General features: G+C 64.2%; 16 protein-coding genes. 10 read left to right on the top strand and 6 right to left on the bottom strand.

Annotated features, from left to right (window positions below; genetic code table 11):
• Positions 1-44 precede the first annotated feature (44 nt).
• On the bottom strand, positions 45-929 hold the full coding sequence (locus MUN81_RS21175) for a carboxypeptidase-like regulatory domain-containing protein (protein WP_245114068.1): 885 nt from the start codon (positions 927-929) through the stop codon (positions 45-47).
• A 162-nt stretch (positions 930-1,091) separates the two neighbouring features.
• On the opposite strand from MUN81_RS21175, the gene MUN81_RS21170 reads away from it, so the two are divergent.
• The 6 genes from MUN81_RS21170 to MUN81_RS21145 all read left to right on the top strand — a co-directional run bounded on the left by MUN81_RS21170 (position 1,092) and on the right by MUN81_RS21145 (position 8,931).
• On the top strand, positions 1,092-1,766 hold the full coding sequence (locus tag MUN81_RS21170; RefSeq protein WP_245114067.1) for an LUD domain-containing protein: 675 nt from the start codon (positions 1,092-1,094) through the stop codon (positions 1,764-1,766).
• Between the two features lie 74 nt (positions 1,767-1,840).
• Positions 1,841-2,623 carry a UDP-2,3-diacylglucosamine diphosphatase gene (locus MUN81_RS21165; protein ID WP_245114062.1) on the top strand — a complete coding sequence of 261 codons (783 nt, stop codon included), beginning with the start codon at positions 1,841-1,843 and terminating at the stop codon, positions 2,621-2,623.
• Between the two features lie 177 nt (positions 2,624-2,800).
• A complete protein-coding gene (locus tag MUN81_RS21160) occupies positions 2,801-3,655 on the top strand; it encodes a hypothetical protein (protein WP_245114061.1) in 855 nt (284 codons plus the stop codon).
• A 110-nt stretch (positions 3,656-3,765) separates the two neighbouring features.
• Positions 3,766-4,932, top strand: a complete 1,167-nt coding sequence (locus tag MUN81_RS21155) for a zinc-dependent alcohol dehydrogenase (RefSeq protein ID WP_245114060.1) — start codon at positions 3,766-3,768, stop codon at positions 4,930-4,932.
• Between the two features lie 187 nt (positions 4,933-5,119).
• The gene (locus tag MUN81_RS21150; RefSeq protein ID WP_245114059.1) at positions 5,120-6,130 is read left to right on the top strand and encodes an NHL repeat-containing protein; all 1,011 of its coding nucleotides are present in this window, start codon (positions 5,120-5,122) and stop codon (positions 6,128-6,130) included.
• 146 nt (positions 6,131-6,276) lie between these two features.
• The gene (locus tag MUN81_RS21145) at positions 6,277-8,931 is read left to right on the top strand and encodes a S8 family serine peptidase (RefSeq protein ID WP_245114058.1); all 2,655 of its coding nucleotides are present in this window, start codon (positions 6,277-6,279) and stop codon (positions 8,929-8,931) included.
• Positions 8,932-9,018: 87 nt separating this feature from the next.
• On the opposite strand, the gene MUN81_RS21140 is transcribed toward MUN81_RS21145, so the two are convergent.
• Together MUN81_RS21140 and MUN81_RS21135 are read right to left on the bottom strand one after the other, a co-directional pair.
• Positions 9,019-9,825, bottom strand: coding sequence for a M57 family metalloprotease (locus tag MUN81_RS21140; RefSeq protein WP_245114057.1), 807 nt, complete (start codon positions 9,823-9,825; stop codon positions 9,019-9,021).
• A gap of 156 nt (positions 9,826-9,981) precedes the next feature.
• Positions 9,982-10,794, bottom strand: a complete 813-nt coding sequence (locus tag MUN81_RS21135; protein ID WP_245114055.1) for a M57 family metalloprotease — start codon at positions 10,792-10,794, stop codon at positions 9,982-9,984.
• A 376-nt stretch (positions 10,795-11,170) separates the two neighbouring features.
• On the opposite strand from MUN81_RS21135, the gene ricT reads away from it, so the two are divergent.
• Together ricT and MUN81_RS21125 are read left to right on the top strand one after the other, a co-directional pair.
• Entirely contained in the window at positions 11,171-12,895 is a 1,725-nt protein-coding gene (gene ricT, locus MUN81_RS21130) for a regulatory iron-sulfur-containing complex subunit RicT (protein ID WP_245114054.1), read from the top strand.
• Between the two features lie 35 nt (positions 12,896-12,930).
• The gene (locus MUN81_RS21125) at positions 12,931-13,422 is read left to right on the top strand and encodes a gliding motility lipoprotein GldH (protein WP_245114052.1); all 492 of its coding nucleotides are present in this window, start codon (positions 12,931-12,933) and stop codon (positions 13,420-13,422) included.
• 84 nt (positions 13,423-13,506) lie between these two features.
• On the opposite strand, the gene MUN81_RS21120 is transcribed toward MUN81_RS21125, so the two are convergent.
• Positions 13,507-13,701 (bottom strand): cold shock domain-containing protein, encoded by a 195-nt coding sequence (locus MUN81_RS21120; RefSeq protein ID WP_190928503.1) that lies wholly within the window; start codon positions 13,699-13,701, stop codon positions 13,507-13,509.
• Positions 13,702-13,925: 224 nt separating this feature from the next.
• Between MUN81_RS21120 and MUN81_RS21115 the strand changes: the two genes are divergently transcribed.
• Positions 13,926-15,251 (top strand): hypothetical protein, encoded by a 1,326-nt coding sequence (locus MUN81_RS21115; protein WP_245114050.1) that lies wholly within the window; start codon positions 13,926-13,928, stop codon positions 15,249-15,251.
• Positions 15,252-15,398: 147 nt separating this feature from the next.
• On the opposite strand, the gene MUN81_RS21110 is transcribed toward MUN81_RS21115, so the two are convergent.
• Positions 15,399-16,376: a hypothetical protein gene (locus tag MUN81_RS21110; protein WP_245114049.1), complete on the bottom strand. Its 978-nt coding sequence runs from the start codon at positions 16,374-16,376 to the stop codon at positions 15,399-15,401.
• A gap of 117 nt (positions 16,377-16,493) precedes the next feature.
• Here MUN81_RS21110 and MUN81_RS21105 point away from each other — a divergent pair, with 117 nt between their 5' ends.
• A complete protein-coding gene (locus tag MUN81_RS21105) occupies positions 16,494-17,093 on the top strand; it encodes a DinB family protein (RefSeq protein ID WP_245114048.1) in 600 nt (199 codons plus the stop codon).
• Between the two features lie 137 nt (positions 17,094-17,230).
• Here MUN81_RS21105 and MUN81_RS21100 read toward each other — a convergent pair whose 3' ends face one another.
• Positions 17,231-18,019, bottom strand: coding sequence for a porin family protein (locus MUN81_RS21100; protein ID WP_245114047.1), 789 nt, complete (start codon positions 18,017-18,019; stop codon positions 17,231-17,233).
• Positions 18,020-18,072 lie beyond the last annotated feature (53 nt).

The following is an 18,072-nucleotide window of genomic DNA, read 5'->3' as shown; positions in this document are numbered from 1 at the left end:
TCTGATTGCAGAAGCGGGCTTTTTTGCGGCCATATGTGAAGCGTTTAGTCGCGCACGGTAGTGTAAAAAGCCACTTGCGGACGCAGGCCCAGCAGCGGCATGTTGCTTTTGAAGGTGGGCTTTTTCCAGGCGGCCTGGCTGGTACGGCGCATGAAAATATCGTAGCCGTAGCTGAGGGAGCCGCCAAAGCCCAAGCGCTTGGTGAGGTCGGTAGCAGCCGCGTCGGTGCCTTTCACCCACTCCACGGCCAGCAGAAAGTCTTGGTCCAGCACCAGGTGGTCGGCCGTGAGGTCAGCGGTGAGCACGCCGGGCGTTGCGGAAGCCGTGAGCAGCACGTCGCGGCTCAGCAGCTTGTCGTTGGTGGGCAGGCCTTTGGCGTCGAGGCGGTAGAGGTTGAGGCGGAAGGTGAGGGGCCCGGCCTCGTTTTTTACCACGGCTATGTGCAGAGTTTGCACCAGTGCCGGCCGCCGGGCCAGGCGAATGATGGTGCCCAGCTCGGTGCCCAACTCGTTGGAAGACATGTGCATGTCGAAGTGCGACGACGGTTTGGCCAGCCCCAGCGTGTGCGTGCGCAGCTTAGTATTATTAGCCAGCACGCTCACCTCGGTCAGCGACACGGCGGCTGGCGTGAGGGCCACATTAGGCGCGGCCAGCAGGGTGGCAAACGTGACCAGCCGCGGCTCAAAGCCCACGCTGGAAATCCGAACGGTATCGGCGGCGTAAGCAGGGTTGTAGCGCAGCTGATAGCGGCCCTGTTCGTCGGCCACCGTCCCGAGGCCCCGCGCCGGCAGGCCGATGTTGACGAAGGGCAACGGCTGTTGCGAGGTAGCGCTGGAAACAGTGCCCGAAACTTGCTGCGCAGCACCGTATAGCGGCAACAGAAGCAGTCCAAAGCAAGCAAGCAGCGCCGAGCGTAAAAGTGTAGTCATGGAAGTGAGTAGAAAAAAGGCGTTTTGAGCAGCGAGTAAAAGTAAGCGCGCAAGCGGTGCTGCGCCGGTCGGGCAGATGCCCGACGCCCAACCAAGGTTACCTGACCCAGAACCGGGAGGCCGGCCCGGCTTTATCTTCGCCGTTTCAGCTTGCTTTGCGCCATGGATTCAGAAAATTCTGCCACCGGAGCCCGGGCGGCCGTGCTGGCCCGCATCCGGCAGGGGCTGGCGGCCGGCCCTGCCCAACTGCCACCCCGGCCCGACTTTGCCGCGCCGGTGCACCCGCCGCTGGGCGGCGATGACCCCGTGGTGGCTTTTGCCGAAAGCTTCCAGCGGGTGGGCGGGGAGTTCTACTACTGCGAGTCGCTGCCGCACCTGGCGGCGCAGTTGGCCGGCTTTCGCCAGCGGCAGCAGGTGGGCATTCCGTTTGTGTGGGAGCCCGAGCTGCAGGCGCTACTCTATAAGGCCGGCGTGGCGTTTCGGGCCGATGAAACCGAGTTCATTGAGCAAGCCGACTTGAGCCTGACTTCCTGCGAGGCGCTGGTGGCGCGCACGGGCAGCGTGCTGGTATCGGCGGCCACGGGCAGCGGGCGGCGGCTGAGCATCTACCCCGACCAGCATTTGGTGTTGGCCCGCCCCAGCCAGGTGGTGGCCGAAATCGGCGATGCCCTGCGCGTGATGCAGGCCCGCTACGGCGCGCAACTGCCTTCCATGGTGTCGCTCACCACCGGCCCCAGCCGCACCGCCGACATTGAAAAGACCCTTGTGCTGGGCGCCCACGGTCCGCGCCGCATTGCGTTGTTTTTACTGGAAGACGACGACGCTGCGCTTACTTAAGAAGGAAGAATGAGGAATGAAGAATTGCTTTTGCCGCAATTCCTCACTCTTCCTTCTTCACTCCTCATTACTACATGAAGCAAGCCCTCACGCTGCCCGACCTGGCCCTGCCGCCGGGCAAAAAAGTCTACTTCGCCTCCGATTTTCACCTGGGGGCACCCAACGCGGCGGCTTCCCTGGAGCGGGAAAAGCGCATTGTGCGCTGGCTGGATGAAGCGGCCCGCGACGCGGCGGCCATCTACCTGCTGGGCGATTTGTTCGATTTCTGGTTTGAGTACCGGCACGCCGTGCCGCGGGGCTTCATTCGGCTGCAGGGCAAGCTGGCGGAGCTAACCGACGCCGGCCTTCCCATCACCATCTTCACCGGCAACCACGACATGTGGATGTTCGGCTACTTTACCCAGGAAATGGGCATTCCGGTGCTGCGTCGGGAAGTGTCGCAGCGCATTGGCAACCAGATGTTTCACATTGGGCACGGCGATGGGCTGGGGCCCAAGGACTACAGCTATAAGGCCTTGAAGCGGGTGTTCACCTCTTCGCTGGCGCAGTGGCTGTTTGCGCGGCTGCACCCCAATTTCGGCATTGGCATGGCCAACCGCTGGAGCCGCCGCAGCCGCATGCAGGCCGGCAAGGACGACACCAAATACTTCGGCGACGAGGAGTGGCTGCTGCAATACTGCCGCGAGGTCGAAACGCGTTTGCACCACGACTACTACGTGTTCGGCCACCGGCACCTGCCGCTCGATGTGGCAGTGGCCGCGGGCAGCCGCTACGTCAACCTGGGCGAATGGGTCAATTATTGCAGCTATGGCGTGTATGACGGCAACGAATTGGCTTTGCGGCATTTTGAGCAGTAGGGAATGAAGAATAATGAGAACGTCATGCTGAGCTTGCCGAAGCATCTCTCCCGCAGCAGTAACTACATTACTCGCGCGGTAGAGATGCTTCGGCAAGCTCAGCATGACCGTTCTGGTAGCGGGGGGATTTTAATGCTCCTAGTGCTTTGTGCCTTTTCCACCCATGCCCAGGTCACCGTGCCATCTGCCGCTTCCACGGCTCCGGCTTCCAAACAGGTGGTCTCCCCAGTGCAGCCGGTCCCAGCGCCGGCCCCGGTGGTGGGAGTCGCCTCCGCCGGCACTCCCTGGAAGTTGCTGCGCGACATCAAACTGCCCACCCCCGGCGCGGCCTCGCTCGACCGGCGCGGCGCCCTCTACGTGGCCGATGCCGACAACAACCTGCGCCAGTTCGGCCCCGAAGGCCTGCTGCTGAACACCTACGCCCCTGCCCAGCCCGGCCACGCCGCCCAGGTAGAAGCCTGGAACGTGACCACTACCCTCGTCTTCAACGACGACCGGCAGCAGCTCGTTTTGCTCGACCGGTTTCTGGCGCCCATTGCCGAAGTGCGGCTGGCCGACTACGTGGACGGCACCATTCGGGCGGCCACGCTGGCACCCGATAACCGCATCTGGCTGCTCGATGAGAGCAACCTCGTGCTGCGCCAATTCGACCCCAATTCCCTGCGCCTGCTGCAGAATACTCCGCTCGATTTGCTGATTGGGCGCTCACGGCCCGACTTCCGCTTCCTGCGCCAGTACCAGAACAATCTCTACCTCGTGGACCGCAGCACGGGCATCTACGTGTTCGATAATTTCGGCAGCTACAAGAAAAAGCTGCCCTTTACCGGCCTGAGCATGATAGGCTTCAGAGGCGATGAGCTGTACTACCTCGACGCCGGGGCGCTACACTTTTTCAACCTCTACACCCTAGCCGAGCGCCGCGTGGCCCTGCCCGCCGGCCTCGACCCGGCCGCCGTGCGCCAGGTGCTGGTGGGCGAAACGTACGCTTATATTTTCACGGCGGCGGGAGTGGCAGTATATCAGGTGCAGTAGCCGCAGCATGGCCGAGGCTAACCTGTCTTCCGACGGGGGAGGGAGCAACCCCACGAAAACGAGGCCGTTAGGAACAGGAGTTCTTCCTTTCCACTTCCAAATCCCTTTTCATGAAAGCGCTACGCATTCACGGTGCCCGCGACGTGCGGGTCGACAACGTTGACGACCCCGAAATTCAGGACTCGCGCGACGCCATCATTCGCGTTACCAGCACGGCCATTTGTGGCTCCGACCTGCACATCTACAACGGCAGCATTCCGCAGCCCCGGCCCATGGTGCTGGGCCACGAGTTCATGGGCATTGTGGAGGAAGTGGGCAAGGGCGTGACCAACCTCAAGCGCGGCGACCGGGTGGTGGTGCCGTTTCCCATTGCCTGCGGCCACTGCCTGTTTTGCAACCACGACCTGCCCGGCCACTGCGAAAATTCCAACCCCGAGCACTACGGCCCCGAAGGCGGCCTGATGACCGAAAAAGGCGGCGCGTTGTTTGGCTACACGGATTTGTACGGCGGCTACGACGGCGGCCAAGCCGAGTACGCCCGCGTGCCCTACGCCGACTACGGCCCCCGCAAAGTGCCCGACAACCTGACCGACGAACAGGTACTTTTCCTCACCGACATCTTCCCCACGGGCTATTCCGGCATCGACTGGGCCAACGTGAAAGGCGGCGAAACGGTGGCCATTTTCGGTGCCGGCCCGGTGGGCATCATGGCCGCTAAGTCGGCCTGGCTGCGCGGTGCCTCGCGCGTCATGATTGTGGACACCCAGCAGTACCGCCTCAACCTGGCCGCCAAGGCCGCCCGCGCCGAAGGCATCCTCTGGGAAAGCCACGACCAGGTGGTGGACGAAATCCGGAGCAAAACGCGCGGCTACGGCGCCGACGTGGTGGTGGAAGCCGTGGGCTTCGAGCCCGACCGCAGCCTCGGCGACCGCGCCAAGGCCGTCATCAACCTTGAAAAAGGCTCGGATAAGGTGATGCTAGCCTGCTTCAGCGCCGTGCGCCGCGGCGGGTTCGTGTCCATCCTGGGCGTGTACTCCTCGCCCTACGACAACTTCCCTATCCACCAGATTTTCGACAAGGGCATCATCATCCAGGCCGGTCAGGCGCCCGCCCACAAGCACATCGACAAGCTGCTGAAGCACGTGTCGGATGGCGACGTGCGGCTCGACGACATCATCTCGCACCGCCTGCCGCTTTCGGAAGCCCCCCACGGCTACGACATCTTCCGCCACAAAAAGGACAACTGCACCAAAGTGGTGCTGAAGCCGGGCGCATAAGCGGCGCGCTGCGATTCTTTGCCAAAAACGCCCCGACCAAACCGGTCGGGGCGTTTTTGGTATAAGCCATACCTTTGAGACTCACGTGCATTTCTGCCTTTTCATGCTGCCTTGTTGGTTACGTTGGGGATGGGTGGTGTTGCTGGCTTTCCCGGTTGCTGGTGCCCGGGCCCAACGCGTGGTATTTGTGCCCGTTAAAGAGGTGCCCTATTCGTCGCGGGCCGTGGTAAGCACCCTGGCCGGCGCGCCCGCCAGCAAAGGCAGCGTGGACGCAGTGGGTGCTGAGGCACGGTTTGCTGCCCCCATGGGCCTGGCCGTGGCCCCCGACGGTACCCTGTTTGTGGCCGACGCGGAAAACATGACCGTGCGCAAAATCACGCCGGCGGGTGCCGTGACCACGGTGGCTGGCGCCGCCGGAAACCAAGGCCGCGCCGACGGCCCCGCAGCTTCGGCCCGCTTCTTCCACCCGGTGGGCCTGGCGCTGGACGCCGGCGGCAACCTGTACGTGGCCGATGCCGACAACCACACCATCCGCAGGATTTCTCCGGCAGGGGAGGTGAGTACCCTGGCTGGCACGGCGGGCGTTAAAGGCGCCGTCGATGGCGCGGCTGCGGCCCGGTTCAACTTGCCCCACGGCGTGGCCGCCGATGCCGCAGGCAATGTGTACGTGGCCGATACGGACAACCACACCATTCGCAAAATATCCCCACTTGGCGGCGTGACCACCCTGGCCGGGGCGGCCCGGCAAAAAGGCAGTACCGACGGGGCAGGGCCCAGCGCCCGGTTTTTCCATCCGGCGGGCGTCGCCGTCGATGCCGCGGGCAATGTGTACGTGGCCGACAACGGCAATCACACCATCCGCAAAATCACGCCCGATGGCGCCGTGAGCACCCTGGCCGGCGTGGCCCGCAAGCACGGCGCCGCCGATGGGCCGGGCAGCAGCGCCCGCTTTCTGTTTCCCACCGGGCTGGCCGTCGACAACAGCGGCAACGTGTACGTGGCCGACCACCTGAATGCCACCATTCGCAACATCTCGCCTTCGGGCGAAGTGTCGACGCTGGCGGGTTCGGTCCTGCGGGCCGGCCACCTCGACGGCCCCGGCCCGGAAGCACGGTTCAGCGGCCCGTATGGCATTGCCGTAGATGCCGGCGGCACTCTGTTCATCACCGATGGCCCCACGGTGCGGGTGGTGAAATAGGCGGTGTGCTGTCGGGCCCAAAGCTGCCCGCCAACACAGTCCAGGCATTAGCGTTTACCTTTGAACGGAAGCGTTTGTAGCTGCATTCTCTACCCAATTCAGTCAAGTGCATGAGGCAAGCTAACCACCGGCCAGCCCGGGTTTTTATGCCGTTGCCCAGGTGGCGCCGCCGCGGCTGGCACGTGTTGCTGGCCTTGCTGTTGCCGCCTCAGCTGCTGCTGGCCCAAAAGCCAGCGCCTGCTCCCGGCCGCGCCAAACTCGCCCCCGGGCTGCTGGTACCCGCCGGGCGCCAAACCGGCCAAGCCCAAGTCGCGGTGCGCGTGCGCGTCACCGACCCCGCCGCTTTTCGGGAGTGGCTGCGCCAGTCTCGGCTCACGGCCCAGGTATCGCAACCCGGCGCCTCGCCCCGTACGCTGGCCGTGAGCGGCCTCAGCCCGGCCGCCGTGCAGCAGCTGGCCGCCAGCCCCTTCGTGGAATTTGTGGACGTGGCCGACCGCCCGGCCCACGAGGAGCGCCAGCTCAATAATTCCGACTTATCGGTAAATGCCATTGCGGCTGTGCATTCGCGCTTTCCGCAGCTGGCCGGCCAGGGCTTGGCCGTATCGGTGAAAGAGTTGCCCTTCGACCCCAACGACATTGATTTTAGTGGTCGGGTCATCAACCCAACTGCGTTTCCGGCCCCTTTTTCCGACCACGCCACGGCAATGGCCACGCTCATCGGCGGCGCCGGCAACTCCAGCCCGTTGGGCCGCGGTGTGGCCCGGCAGGTGCGCCTCACCACTTCCGATTTTGCGCGCCTGCTGCCCGACGACGGCGCCCAGCTGGCGGCGGCCGGCGTGTCGGTGCAAAACCATTCCTACGGCGTGGCCATTGAGAACTACTACGGCATCGAGTCGCTGGAATACGACCGGCAGGTGCGGCAATATCCCACGCTGCTGCACGTGTTTTCGTCGGGCAACGTGGGCACGGCCGCCAGCCCCAGCGGCCCCTACGCCGGGCTGGCGGGCGTGGCCAACGTCACGGGGCAGTTCAAGATGTCGAAAAACACCCTCACCGTGGGCGCCACCGACCCCGGCGGGCAGGTGGCCAACCTCAGTTCGCGCGGTCCGGCCTACGACGGCCGCCTCAAGCCCGAACTGGTGGCCTACGGCGAAGGCGGCTCCTCCGAGGCCGCCGCGCTGGTGTCGGGCATCGGCGTGCTACTCCAGCAGGCCTACCGCGACCAGCACAGCGGCGCGCTGCCCCCCGCCGCCCTCGTGAAAGCCGTGCTCCTGAACAGCGCCGACGACCTGGGCCGGCCCGAAGTCGATTTTGTGAGCGGCTACGGGCAGGCCGATGCGCTGGGCGCGCTGACCACCATGCGCGGCAACCAGTTTTTCAGTGGCAGCGTGGCCCAGGGCGCCGAGCAGGTGTTCACCGTGTCGGTGCCCGCCGGCCAGCAGTTCAAAGCCACCCTAGTCTGGAACGACCCCGAAGCCGCTGCCAACGCCGCCAAAGCGTTGGTGAACGACCTCGACCTGGAGCTGGTCTCAACCAGCACGGGCCAGCGCTGGCTGCCGTGGGCCCTCAGCAGTTTCCCGCGACTCGACTCGCTGACACTCCCGGCCCGCCGCCGGGCTGACCACCTCAACAACGCCGAGCAAATCACCTTGACTGTGCCCACGGCCGGCACCTACGAGCTGCACGTGCGCGGCTTTGCCGTGCCGCAGGGTCCGCAGGCCTTCAGCCTGGCTTACGAAGCCACCCCGACGGCGCTGGAATGGCGCAGCCCGCAGCGCGCCCTCAATGTGAGGCCCGGCGCAGCTGCCACGCTGCTCTGGTACTGGAATGGCTCAACCACCGCCACCGGCCGCCTTGAATATCGCCCGGTTGGCCGCGCGCAGTGGCGGGCCGTGGGCGCTGCAGTGCCCCTCGCGCCCAACCGCTACACCTGGGCCGTACCCGATACCACCACGTTGGCGCAACTGCGATTTGTAGTTGGAAACCATGATTTTGCCTCCGATACCTTCGCCATTGTGCAGCCCCCCGCGGTGCAGGTAGGCTACACCTGCCCCGATGAAACCTTGTTGCAATGGCGCCGCGTGCCCGGGGCCACCGGCTACCAGGTGTACCAACTGGGCGCCACCACGCTGGTGCCCCTGGCGCAGCTAAGCACCGATACCGCGCTGGTCCTCAGCCGCACCCAGATGGCGCAAACGCGCTACTACGCCGTGGCGCCACTATTGCGCGGCGCAATAGCGCAGCCCGGTTCCACCATCGACTTTGCCACCCAGGGCACGGCATGCTACTTTCGCTCGTTTCTGCCCCGGCAGCTGGTCGATGCGTCGCTTCGCTTCGATGTGGAGCTGGGCACCGTATTCCGGCTGCGCTCGGCCACGCTGGAGCGCATGGGCTCGGGGGGCTACGAAGCCGTGCAAACCATCGCCCCGCTCACTAGCCCCCGTTTCACCTTCACCGACGTGCCGCCGGCCGCGGGACGCTACCTCTACCGCGTGCGCCTCGACAACGTGGCCGGCCAGCAGTTCTATAGCGGCACCGAAGAAGCCTACTTGCTGGGCGCGGGCCAGCTGCAGGCCTACCCCAACCCCGTGCCGGCTGGCGCGCCGCTCACCGTGGTGGCCAACAGCGCCACCCCCGTGCTCATTCGCCTCTACGACATGCTGGGCCGTTACCAACGCACGGCCACGGCCGAGGGCCTGATTAACCAAATTGAAACCGAGGGGCTGAAGCCCGGACTCTACCTGCTGCAGATGCAGCAAGAGAACTCGCCCAGGCAAACCCTGCGGGTGGTCATTCAGTAGACCCGCCAAAACCGGCGGCGGACCCACAGCAAAAAGCCCCGACTCAGCAATGAGTCGGGGCTTTTTGTATCTGCTACTTGCTTGAGGCTAGTAGATGTAGTTGAGGGCGGTGAGGTCGTTGGCGGTGAAGGGGCGGTTGACGCCGTTGCCCACGCAGGCCAGCATCCAGGAGTTGGGCTCGGCCGTGGAGGGCGTGCCCGGAATCAGGATGGCGCCCACCGTGCTGGCCCCTTCATTTGCTTTGCGCCCGCCGCAGCTATACTGACGGTTGTAGTAGTCGGTGTGGCGCATGCCGATGCAGTGGCCCATCTCGTGGGCCATGATGGTGGCGATGTAGTTCACGTTGGTGCTGTTAATGACGTTGGGCACCAGCGTGAAGCCGGGGGCGGGGTTGCCGCCGCTGGGGAAGCCACCCGACTGGCCCAGCACGCCCGGACCCAGGTCAGCCGAATACTTCACCGGCAAGTCGCCGCCGCTCGAAACGCGGGTGAAGTGAAGCTGCAGGTTGGCCGCGTTGTAGCGAGCAATGGCTTCGTCGATAGCCGTGCTGTAGGCGGCCGGGAAGCCGCTGGCCAGGCTCACGGTCAGCGTGCGGGGCAGGCTGCCCACCAGGTTGGTGGTGCGGTACTGCTCCTCGTCGCCCACGCGCAGCGTGCCGTAGCCGGGGGCACTGGCCAGCAGCTCCGGCGTCAGCAGCATGTCGCCTTCCACTACGTAGCCTTTGTCCACGGCGCGCACATCGTCGGCACTAAAGCCCAACGCTTTGATTTGGCCCATTACTTCCGCAGAGAGGGCTTCGGTTTTGGGAGTCGACTCTTTCTCTTTCGAGCAGGAGGAAAATGCGAACACCGAAGTGAGGCAAAGGGCGGCAGCAAACAGGTTTTTTGTCAGCATAAGTTTGTTGGAAATGGTGGTGGAAAGTTTGAAGACGAAAGCAGTAATTATTCGAAAAATTGATGGTTATCCCCTTTGATTTAACAAAAGAGCCCCGACCTATAAGAGTCGAGGCTCTTCAATTAAATGTGTTGGAAATGACCTACCTGCCTGCGGCTAGTAGATGTAGTTGAGGGCGGTGAGGTCGTTGGCCGTGAAGGGGCGGTTGACGCCGTTGCCCACGCAGGCCAGCATCCAGGAGTTGGGCTCGGCCGTGGAGGGCGTGCCCGGAATCAGGATGGCGCCCACCGTGCTGGCGCCTTCGTTGGAAGCGCTGCCGCCGCAGCTGTAGGCGCGGTTGTAGTAGTCGGTGTGGCGCATGCCGATGCAGTGGCCCATCTCGTGCGCCATGATGGTGGCGATGTAGTTCACGTTGGTGCTGTTGATGACGTTGGGCACCAGCGTGAAGCCGGGGGCGGGATTGCCGCCGCTGGGGAAGCCGCCCGACTGGCCCAGCACACCCGTGCCTAAGTTCGAAGAGTATTTCACCGGCATCTGGGCACCCGAGCTCACGCGACGAAACTGCACCCGCAGGTTGGCGGCGTTGTAGCGACGGATGGCCTCGTCGATGGCCTGCACATAGTAGGTGTTGAACGAGCTGCTGATGCTCACGGTGAGTACGCGGGGCAGGCCGGTCACCAGGTTGGTGGTGCGGTACTGCTCTTCGTCGCCCACGCGCAGGGTAGAGTAGCCGGGGGCGCTGGCCAGTAGTTCCGGCGTCAGCAGCATGTCGCCTTCCACCACGTAGCCACCGTCGACGGCGCGCACGTCTTGGGTGCCAAAGCCCAAGGCTTTTATTTGGCCTAGCGTCTCTTGCGAAACGGCGGCGGGGGTGGCAACGGCCTGCTCTTTTTCTTTGGAGCAGGAGGAAAGTGCCAACGTCGAAGCGACGCAAATGGCAGCGGCGGAGAGTACGTTTTGTAGTTTCATAGGGTAAACGGGGTTGGTAGTTGTGAAAAATGGTTGAAGGATGGGCCAAATAAGAGCAGAATAATTGTAAATGCCAATGGGATTCAATTCTGAAAAATGGAATAATTGCAAAAAACCGCCTCTATTCATCGAATCCTCACTTTATGATTTTACCACGCTGGTTGCTTTGCCAAAATCTTACACGTTTATGCGTAAAGTGCTAAAAGCAAGATAGAGTTGAATCCTGCAAAGTCCAAGTGCATTTTCAATATTGGCAGGGCCCTTTTTCCTTGCCAGTCCTGCACTTCCGGGGTGCCCTTGCCGAAATACGTATCTTTGCTAGGAACCGAATTTCCGCGGAAAACCTGTTTCCGCTCAACTATATACTTTCTGACTAGTGGCTTGTACTTCATGTTCTTCCGGCGGTGGCTGCGGCACCAAAGTCGGCGGCTGCGGCTCCAAAGGAGGCTGCAGCTCCGGCGGCTGCACCCGCCTCAATGTCTTCGACTGGCTCCAGGATGTGGAAATGCCCGACTCGTTTGCGGGCTTTGATATCGTAGAAATCCGCTTCAAAGGCGGTCGCAAAGAGTTTATGCGCAACGAGCAGCGCTTGCCGCTCGTCACCGGCGACGCCGTGGTGGTGGAGGCGGCCGGCTCCGGCTGGCACCTGGGCCACGTGAGCCTGAAGGGCGAGCTGGTGCGCCTGCAGATGCGCAAAAAGAAGATTGCGACCGACGCCAAGGAAATCCGCAACGTGCTGCGCATCGCCACCCCCGACGACGTGGAGCGCTGGGAAGCCGTGCGCGACCTCGAAAACGGCACCATGTTCCGGGCCCGTGCCGTGGTGAGCGAGCTGCGCCTCCGCATGAAGCTGAGCGACGTGGAATACCAGGCCGACCGCACCCGTGCCCTGTTCTACTACTCGGCCGAAGACCGGGTCGATTTCCGCGAGCTCATTCGCCGCCTGGCCGATGAGTTCCGGGTGCGCGTTGAGATGCGCCAGATTTCGCTGCGCCAAGAAGCCGGCCGCATCGGCGGCATCGGCGTGTGCGGCCGTGAGCTGTGCTGCTCTACCTGGCTGCAGGATTTCAAAACCGTGAGCACCACGGCCGCCCGCTACCAAAACCTGAGTCTGAACCCGCAGAAGCTGGCCGGCCAGTGCGGCCGCCTCAAGTGCTGCCTCAACTACGAGCTCGACGCCTATCTCGACGCTCTGAAGGACATTCCGCAGGTGCAGCGCCCGCTGAAAACCAGCAAGGGCGAAGCCTACCTGCAGAAAACCGACATCTTCCGCCGCCGCATGTGGTTTGCCTTCAAAGGCGACAACAACTGGGTGATGCTGGACACGGCTCGCGTTCGCGAACTGCTGGACCTGAATAAGCGCGGCGAAATCATCGAAAGCCTGCTGCCGCCCCGCGAAGAAGCCCCCGAGCCCGAAGTGTCGGCCATTGTGGAAGGTTCGCTCGACCGTCTCGACGACAAAATCAAGTCGAGCAGTAAGCGCTCGAAGCGCAAAAAAGGCAAGCCCGAGGCCCGCGAAGGCGCCGCCACCGACGCGGCCGAAACCCGCGCCCCACGCGAGCCCCGTGAACCCCGCGCCGCTCGTGAGCCTGGCGCCGAGCCCCGCGAAGGCCGCGAGGCCCGTCCGCCCCGTGAGCCGCGCGAAGGCCGGGCGCCCCGCGACGGCCGCCGGCCTGCCGGCGCGGCCCCCGGCGGCCCCCGCCCGCCCGAGCAAATGACCAGCCCCGGCCCCGGCGATGCCGACAACCCCACACCGGCTTTGGGCGATGTGCCCGAGCAGCGCGGCCGCCGCGGCGCCGCTGCCCGCCCGCTCAACCGCCGGGGCGGCCGCGGCCGCAGCGACTCGCCGCGCCCTGATGCCAACGGCAGCACCCCCGGCGAAGCCCGCCCCGAAGGCGGCCGCAACCGGCGCCCCGCCGCCGAAGGCGGCGAGCCGCGCCCGCGGCGCGAAGGCTCGGAGCCCCGCGCTGAGGGCGGCGAGCGCCGCGAAGGAGGCGAACGCCGGGAGGGACGTGGTGGCCGCAACCGCCGCGGCGGCCGTGGCCCAGCCGGTGAAGGCGGTGCCGCGGCTGGCCCCGCACCTGCTCCGGCCGGCGCTTAATTTGTCAGCTTGATTACCGAATGCCCGCTACTTGCATGAATCACCGCTTTGCTTTCCGTGCGGCCGTTGCCGCCGGGCTTTTGTGCGCGCTTACCGCCTGCGACCCCAACCGGGTGTTTGAGCAGAACACGGACTTCGCCAACTACTCCTGGGACGTGCAGCAGAAGCCGGCGTTTACGTTTGCTATTGAGGACACGGCGGCGCGCTACGACGTGTATTTCAACGTGCGGCACGCTTCCAGCTACGGCTACTACAACCTGTACGTGAAGCATACGCTGGTGGGCCCGGCCGGCCCCGTGGGCAAGCCGCTGCTGCACCAGATGCTGCTGATGGACCCCAAAACCGGTGAGCCCAAGGGCAGCGGCACCGGCGACATCTACGACATGCAACTGCTGGCCCTGCCCAACCAGCATTTTGCCAAGCCCGGCAACTACACCCTCACCCTGGAGCAATACATGCGCCAGGACCAGCTGCCCGGCCTCATGGCCGTGGGCGTGCGCGTGGCCAAGCACGAAGCAAAGAAGTAGCGGCTTCTTTGGCCACTGCCAACCAATGAAAAAGCCGGCCTGCAGTGCGCAGGCCGGCTTTTTCATTGGCTGCATAGCAAATGGTTACACGATGCGGGTAACCTCCACGGCATTGGGGCCTTTCTTGCCCGCTTTGATGTTGAACTGCACCCGGTCACCTTCCTGAATTTCGTGGATGAGGCCGGTTTGGTGCACAAAAATTTCTTCTTGGTTGTCGTCGGCCACGATGAAGCCGAAGCCTTTGGTGTCGTCGAAAAATTTAACGGTGCCGGTGAGCATGAGCGTATGAATGGGGTAAATAAGGGGCCTTGGCATAACGTAAGGCACCGGCGGCGAGTTGGCCGCCAGCGCGCCGCACGGGCCTGGGCCCGGCAAAGGTAAAATTGCCGCGCCGAACGCCGCGCCAGAGCGGCCGAATGCCGGGCCGCCGGGAAAACAACGGGTTGAGCGCCGCGTATAGACGAGCAGTTCATTCTTCACCCATTCCCGCCCCCGCCCGCCTCATGGAAAACGAAGCGCTTAACCTCAACACCGAATCCAACGACATTGCGGGCAACCGCATCGACGGGCCGATAGGCAACACAGCCGCCCGCCACACCGCCCCCGGTGCGGGCGTGGGCATTCCTGGCGGCCCGCCGCAGGCTGCGACTCCCGATACGGCTACGCCCGACATCAGCAGCCCCGCGGCGCCGGCGTCGAGCGAGTCGCTGGCCGAGGCCGAAACCGGCGTGGGCCAGGGCGCCGTGGAAGCCAACCCCCGCCCGCAGGAAAACAAGGAAGCCGACCCTGCCGACCTCACGCCCGGCGACACCTACGGCGGCAATTTCAGCAACAGCACCCAGGACAGCTACCGCGACCAGACCCGGCGCGACAACCAGGACAGCGACCCCAACCGCGGCGAGTTTGGCGTGCAAAGCCAGCAGGGCAGTACCCACGGCGGCTTTGGCAACCAGTTTCGTGAAGGCATAACCGAGCACCAGGGCCCCGCCGATGCCCAGTACTACGGCGAGGGCAACGTGCGCCCCGGCTCCGGCGACCTAAACGCTTACCGCACCTACGACGGCCGCGACGAGCGCCCCGACGCGCACCCCAACTACGGCTTTGAGCGTGGGCCCGTGCTAGCCAGCGCCCCCGGCGGCGCGGCAGCTGGCAGCGGCCAGGCGCGCGGCGGCGAGTTTGCCGGTCCCAACGGCGACAACCGCAACCAGCCCGACCGCGCCGATGCCAACAGCGCCCGGCAGGTAGACAACGGCTCGGCCCAAAGCCCCACCGATACCGGCTTTGCGGCCGATTATGGCCACACTTCCCTGCGCGGCGGAACCAGTGGCAGCAGCGCCCAGCCTACCGGCGAGCATCGCAACCAGACCGAAGACTACCTGCCCACGCCGGGCGGCTCCGACAAGCAAGGCCGCCCCGACGCGCAGAATCCCAATTACACCACCAATGCCCCCGCCGCTGCCGACGACCGCGGCGAGCGCCCCGCCAGCAGTCTGGGCTACGCCGACCGCGGCCGTGAGCAGCCCCGCCAGACCCCCGACTTTGCGACCGGCGACGACCGCAACGGCTACGTGCAGGAGCAGGCCAACCGCGGCGATACCGGCCAGGGCATGGGCTCGCGCGGTGGCTCCTACAACGATGCCTACGACGACAGCCAGCCGGGCAGCAAAGCCGGCTCGCCCGCCCAGGGCGAGCAGCGCAGCGAAGACCGCGCCCAGAACTACGGCCAGCAGGCCCGCCAGGAAAACCGCTCCGGCCAGGGCGACGACGAAGCCGCCGACCACGGCGCCCCGCGCCGCAATGCCGGCCGCGACGGCGAAGCCGACGAGTAGGGGAGGCCTTGTGTAGGAAGGAAGAAACAGAACGTCATGCTGAGCGCAGCCGAAGCATCTCGCGTGCTGGAGTAATTATTTACTCTCGCGGTAGAGATGCTTCGACTGCGCTCAGCATGACGTTCCTTTTGCTTGCCACCTCACCGTCTACCGGTGCACCTTCACTTTAACGTCGTATTGGTAGCGGGGCGGGCCGCCCAGCGGGATGGCGAAGAAAGGGAGGGCCGTGTCGTATTGGTCGGTCACGTACATCACCATGTCGTTGGGGGCGGGCTTGCTCGAGGTGAGGCGCATGTCGAGGCTGAGGCCGTGCTCTTTGTCTGCGATGGGCAGCGTGCTGCTTGCCCATTCGTTGTCGCCGCTCATGGTGCCGGGCTGGCCGTTTTTGGCAATGCTGAACACCTGCAAAACCGCGGCGTTATCGGCGTCGAAATTGCTTTGCTTAATGCTTACCACCTTGTCATTCACGAAGGGGTAGAGGTGCACGGTGGTTTTGCTGGCCGTGGCCGGCAGCCGGAAGCAGTACTCGTAGGTGAAAGCGTTGCCGCCCTCAACCGATACGTTCTCGGTGGGGCTGGTGCTGAAAAAGTAGCGGTACAGATTGCCGTCGTTGCCACTCAGCCCCTTGGCTACCAGCTTGAACACCCGGCCCTTAAACTCGTCCACCATCTCGCCTTCCAGCGGGTTGAGCGGGCCGAAGGTGTACCACTTGCCGTCGTATTTGGGGTCTTGCCCAAAGGTGACGCTTTTGAGCAGGCGGCCGGGGGGCGTGGGGTTGGTGGGGCGCGGGTCGCGGGCCTGCGGGCCGCTGAAGGTGCCCGGGCCGCCGTAGAGGCTGAACGAAGTAGTGGTGTTGGCCGAGCCTTTCAGGTCGTCGTTTTTGCCGCCGCAGTCGGGGTCAAACACGCGGATGTACACCGGAGTGCGTTGCTTCTCCGGGATGAGGAAGAAGAAGGTCTGGCTAAAGTCGTCGTCGCCCCACTGCTTGTCCGACTGCGCGCCGAAAGTGACGAGGCTTTCGACCCGCTCGCCGGGGTTGGGCACGGCCTGGGCTCGGGCGGGGGAGAGGGCCAGCGTCAGCAGGCCCACAAGTGCACTAGTTCCTAAAATCCGGTGTTGAAGCATAAGGCCAAGATACCGAACGGCAGTTAATTGCCCCGCCATGGCGCGCGTCACTGCGTAGAAAACCGTTCGGAATCAATTGCTAAATTGTATGTTTACGGCTTGTTAGCCCCCGCGCCCATGCCCGCTGTCGTTCGCGCCACCTCCGATTTTTTTGACCAACTCACCAACGACCTGCTGGTGCTGCGGGTGGTGGCGCAGCAGCGCTTTCGGCCCCTGAGCGCCGAGGAACTCAACCGCCGGCCCAGCCCCAGCCGCTGGAGCGCCGGCCAGTGCCTCGAACACCTCAACATCGTGGGTGGCTACTACTTGCCCAGCATCGCGGCGCGCATTGCCAAGGCCCAGGCCCGCGGCTCCAAGCCCGCCCCCACCGTGAAATCGGGCTACATCGGGCGGCGTTTCATCGAGGCCATGCGCACGCCCGTCAGCGTCAAAACCTACGAGTCGCCGCAGCGCTACGCGCCCACCGGCACGCGCCTGCCGCGCACCGTGGCCGAGGTATTCAGCCGCCAGATTGACGAATTGCTGCGCCTCGTGCTGCTGGCCCGGCAGGTAAACGCCAACGCCATTCGCATTCCAAACGCCATTTTTCCGCTACTGCTTTTCCGCCTCACCGACCAGCTGGAGTTCATGGTGGTGCACATTCAGCGCCACATTGCCCAGGCCGAAGCCGTACTCGTGGGCAACGGCGTGCCGGCCAGCAACGTGAGCGCCGCCTAAGCCATTTTCGGGTTTTTTCTCTTCAAAAAAAGCCCCGCCCCGGCATTGCCGGAGCGGGGCTTTTGCGTGCCCCAAGCTGTGCCTGGGTTCGGCTGAAGAGCGTTTGCCGGACCCAAGCACAGCGTGGGGGCACAGGCTTATTTGCCGCCGAAGAAGTAGTTGGCCGAAAGCTGCAGCACCCGGTTGTAGCTCTTGCTGCCGGTGTCGTTGCCGTCGGTGTCTTTGGGCACGAAGTTGACCAGGCCCAGGCCGTAGCCCAACTGTGCCTGAAACGGCCCCACGCGGTAGCCCACACCGGCGTTGAGGCCGGCGTCGAAGCGGCGCACCGTGACGGTAGCCGAGAGGGTGTTGGACGTGCTGTTGTTGTTGGCGTTATCATTTTGCTTATCACCAAACTCTACCTTGAGCGAGGCCGGGAACGAGCCCGTGGCGCCGGCGGCTATTAGGTCGGGGTCGTTGGTTTCGATGGTGCCTTTGGCCGAGCCGCTGCCGCTCACGCCCAGCGCCGCGTAGGGGCCGGCAAACACCTGGAAGCCGTCGTGGCCGCCGAAGGTGTACACGAAGTTCAGGGGCAGCTCCAGGTAGTTGATTTTGGGCGTGGCCGTCACCTTGATTGACGTTTTGTAGGGAGGGTTGTCGGCGAAGTCGAATGACCCCACAAACTCGGCGCCCTTCTGCGAGAACAACAGCGAGGGCTGAAACGAGAAGTTGTCGTTGATGCCCACGTTGAGGGTGGCCCCCACCTGCACGCCCACAATGGATTTGGTTTCCTGGCTGAACTGGCCGGCGGGCACGCCGCTTTCCTTCACGGTCGAGACGTTGAGGCCCAGTCGGGGACCAAACTCAATGGCCGCCTGGGCGCGGGCGGAGGTAGTCGCCCCAGCCAGGGCAGCCGTGAGGACACAGGCAGTAAATATGTTTTTCATAGAAAAAAGGAGTGGTAAAAAGGAAAAAATGGAAGAATTTGATGGTGAAAAAT

Source organism: Hymenobacter sp. 5317J-9 (assembly GCF_022921075.1).
Classification (GTDB): Bacteria; Bacteroidota; Bacteroidia; order Cytophagales; family Hymenobacteraceae; genus Hymenobacter.
This window is presented reverse-complemented; position numbering and strand designations above follow the sequence as displayed.

Bases quoted from the DNA above. Each gene is read 5' to 3' on its own strand.
- MUN81_RS21175 (WP_245114068.1), bottom strand. From the start codon at position 929: ATGACTACACTTTTACGCTCGGCGCTGCTTGCTTGCTTTGGACTGCTT.
- MUN81_RS21170 (WP_245114067.1), top strand. From the start codon at position 1,092: ATGGATTCAGAAAATTCTGCCACCGGAGCCCGGGCGGCCGTGCTGGCC.
- MUN81_RS21165 (WP_245114062.1), top strand. From the start codon at position 1,841: ATGAAGCAAGCCCTCACGCTGCCCGACCTGGCCCTGCCGCCGGGCAAA.
- MUN81_RS21155 (WP_245114060.1), top strand. From the start codon at position 3,766: ATGAAAGCGCTACGCATTCACGGTGCCCGCGACGTGCGGGTCGACAAC.
- MUN81_RS21145 (WP_245114058.1), top strand. From the start codon at position 6,277: ATGCCGTTGCCCAGGTGGCGCCGCCGCGGCTGGCACGTGTTGCTGGCC.
- MUN81_RS21140 (WP_245114057.1), bottom strand. From the start codon at position 9,825: ATGCTGACAAAAAACCTGTTTGCTGCCGCCCTTTGCCTCACTTCGGTG.
- MUN81_RS21135 (WP_245114055.1), bottom strand. From the start codon at position 10,794: ATGAAACTACAAAACGTACTCTCCGCCGCTGCCATTTGCGTCGCTTCG.
- MUN81_RS21125 (WP_245114052.1), top strand. From the start codon at position 12,931: ATGAATCACCGCTTTGCTTTCCGTGCGGCCGTTGCCGCCGGGCTTTTG.
- MUN81_RS21120 (WP_190928503.1), bottom strand. From the start codon at position 13,701: ATGCTCACCGGCACCGTTAAATTTTTCGACGACACCAAAGGCTTCGGC.
- MUN81_RS21115 (WP_245114050.1), top strand. From the start codon at position 13,926: ATGGAAAACGAAGCGCTTAACCTCAACACCGAATCCAACGACATTGCG.
- MUN81_RS21110 (WP_245114049.1), bottom strand. From the start codon at position 16,376: ATGCTTCAACACCGGATTTTAGGAACTAGTGCACTTGTGGGCCTGCTG.
- MUN81_RS21105 (WP_245114048.1), top strand. From the start codon at position 16,494: ATGCCCGCTGTCGTTCGCGCCACCTCCGATTTTTTTGACCAACTCACC.
- MUN81_RS21100 (WP_245114047.1), bottom strand. From the start codon at position 18,019: ATGAAAAACATATTTACTGCCTGTGTCCTCACGGCTGCCCTGGCTGGG.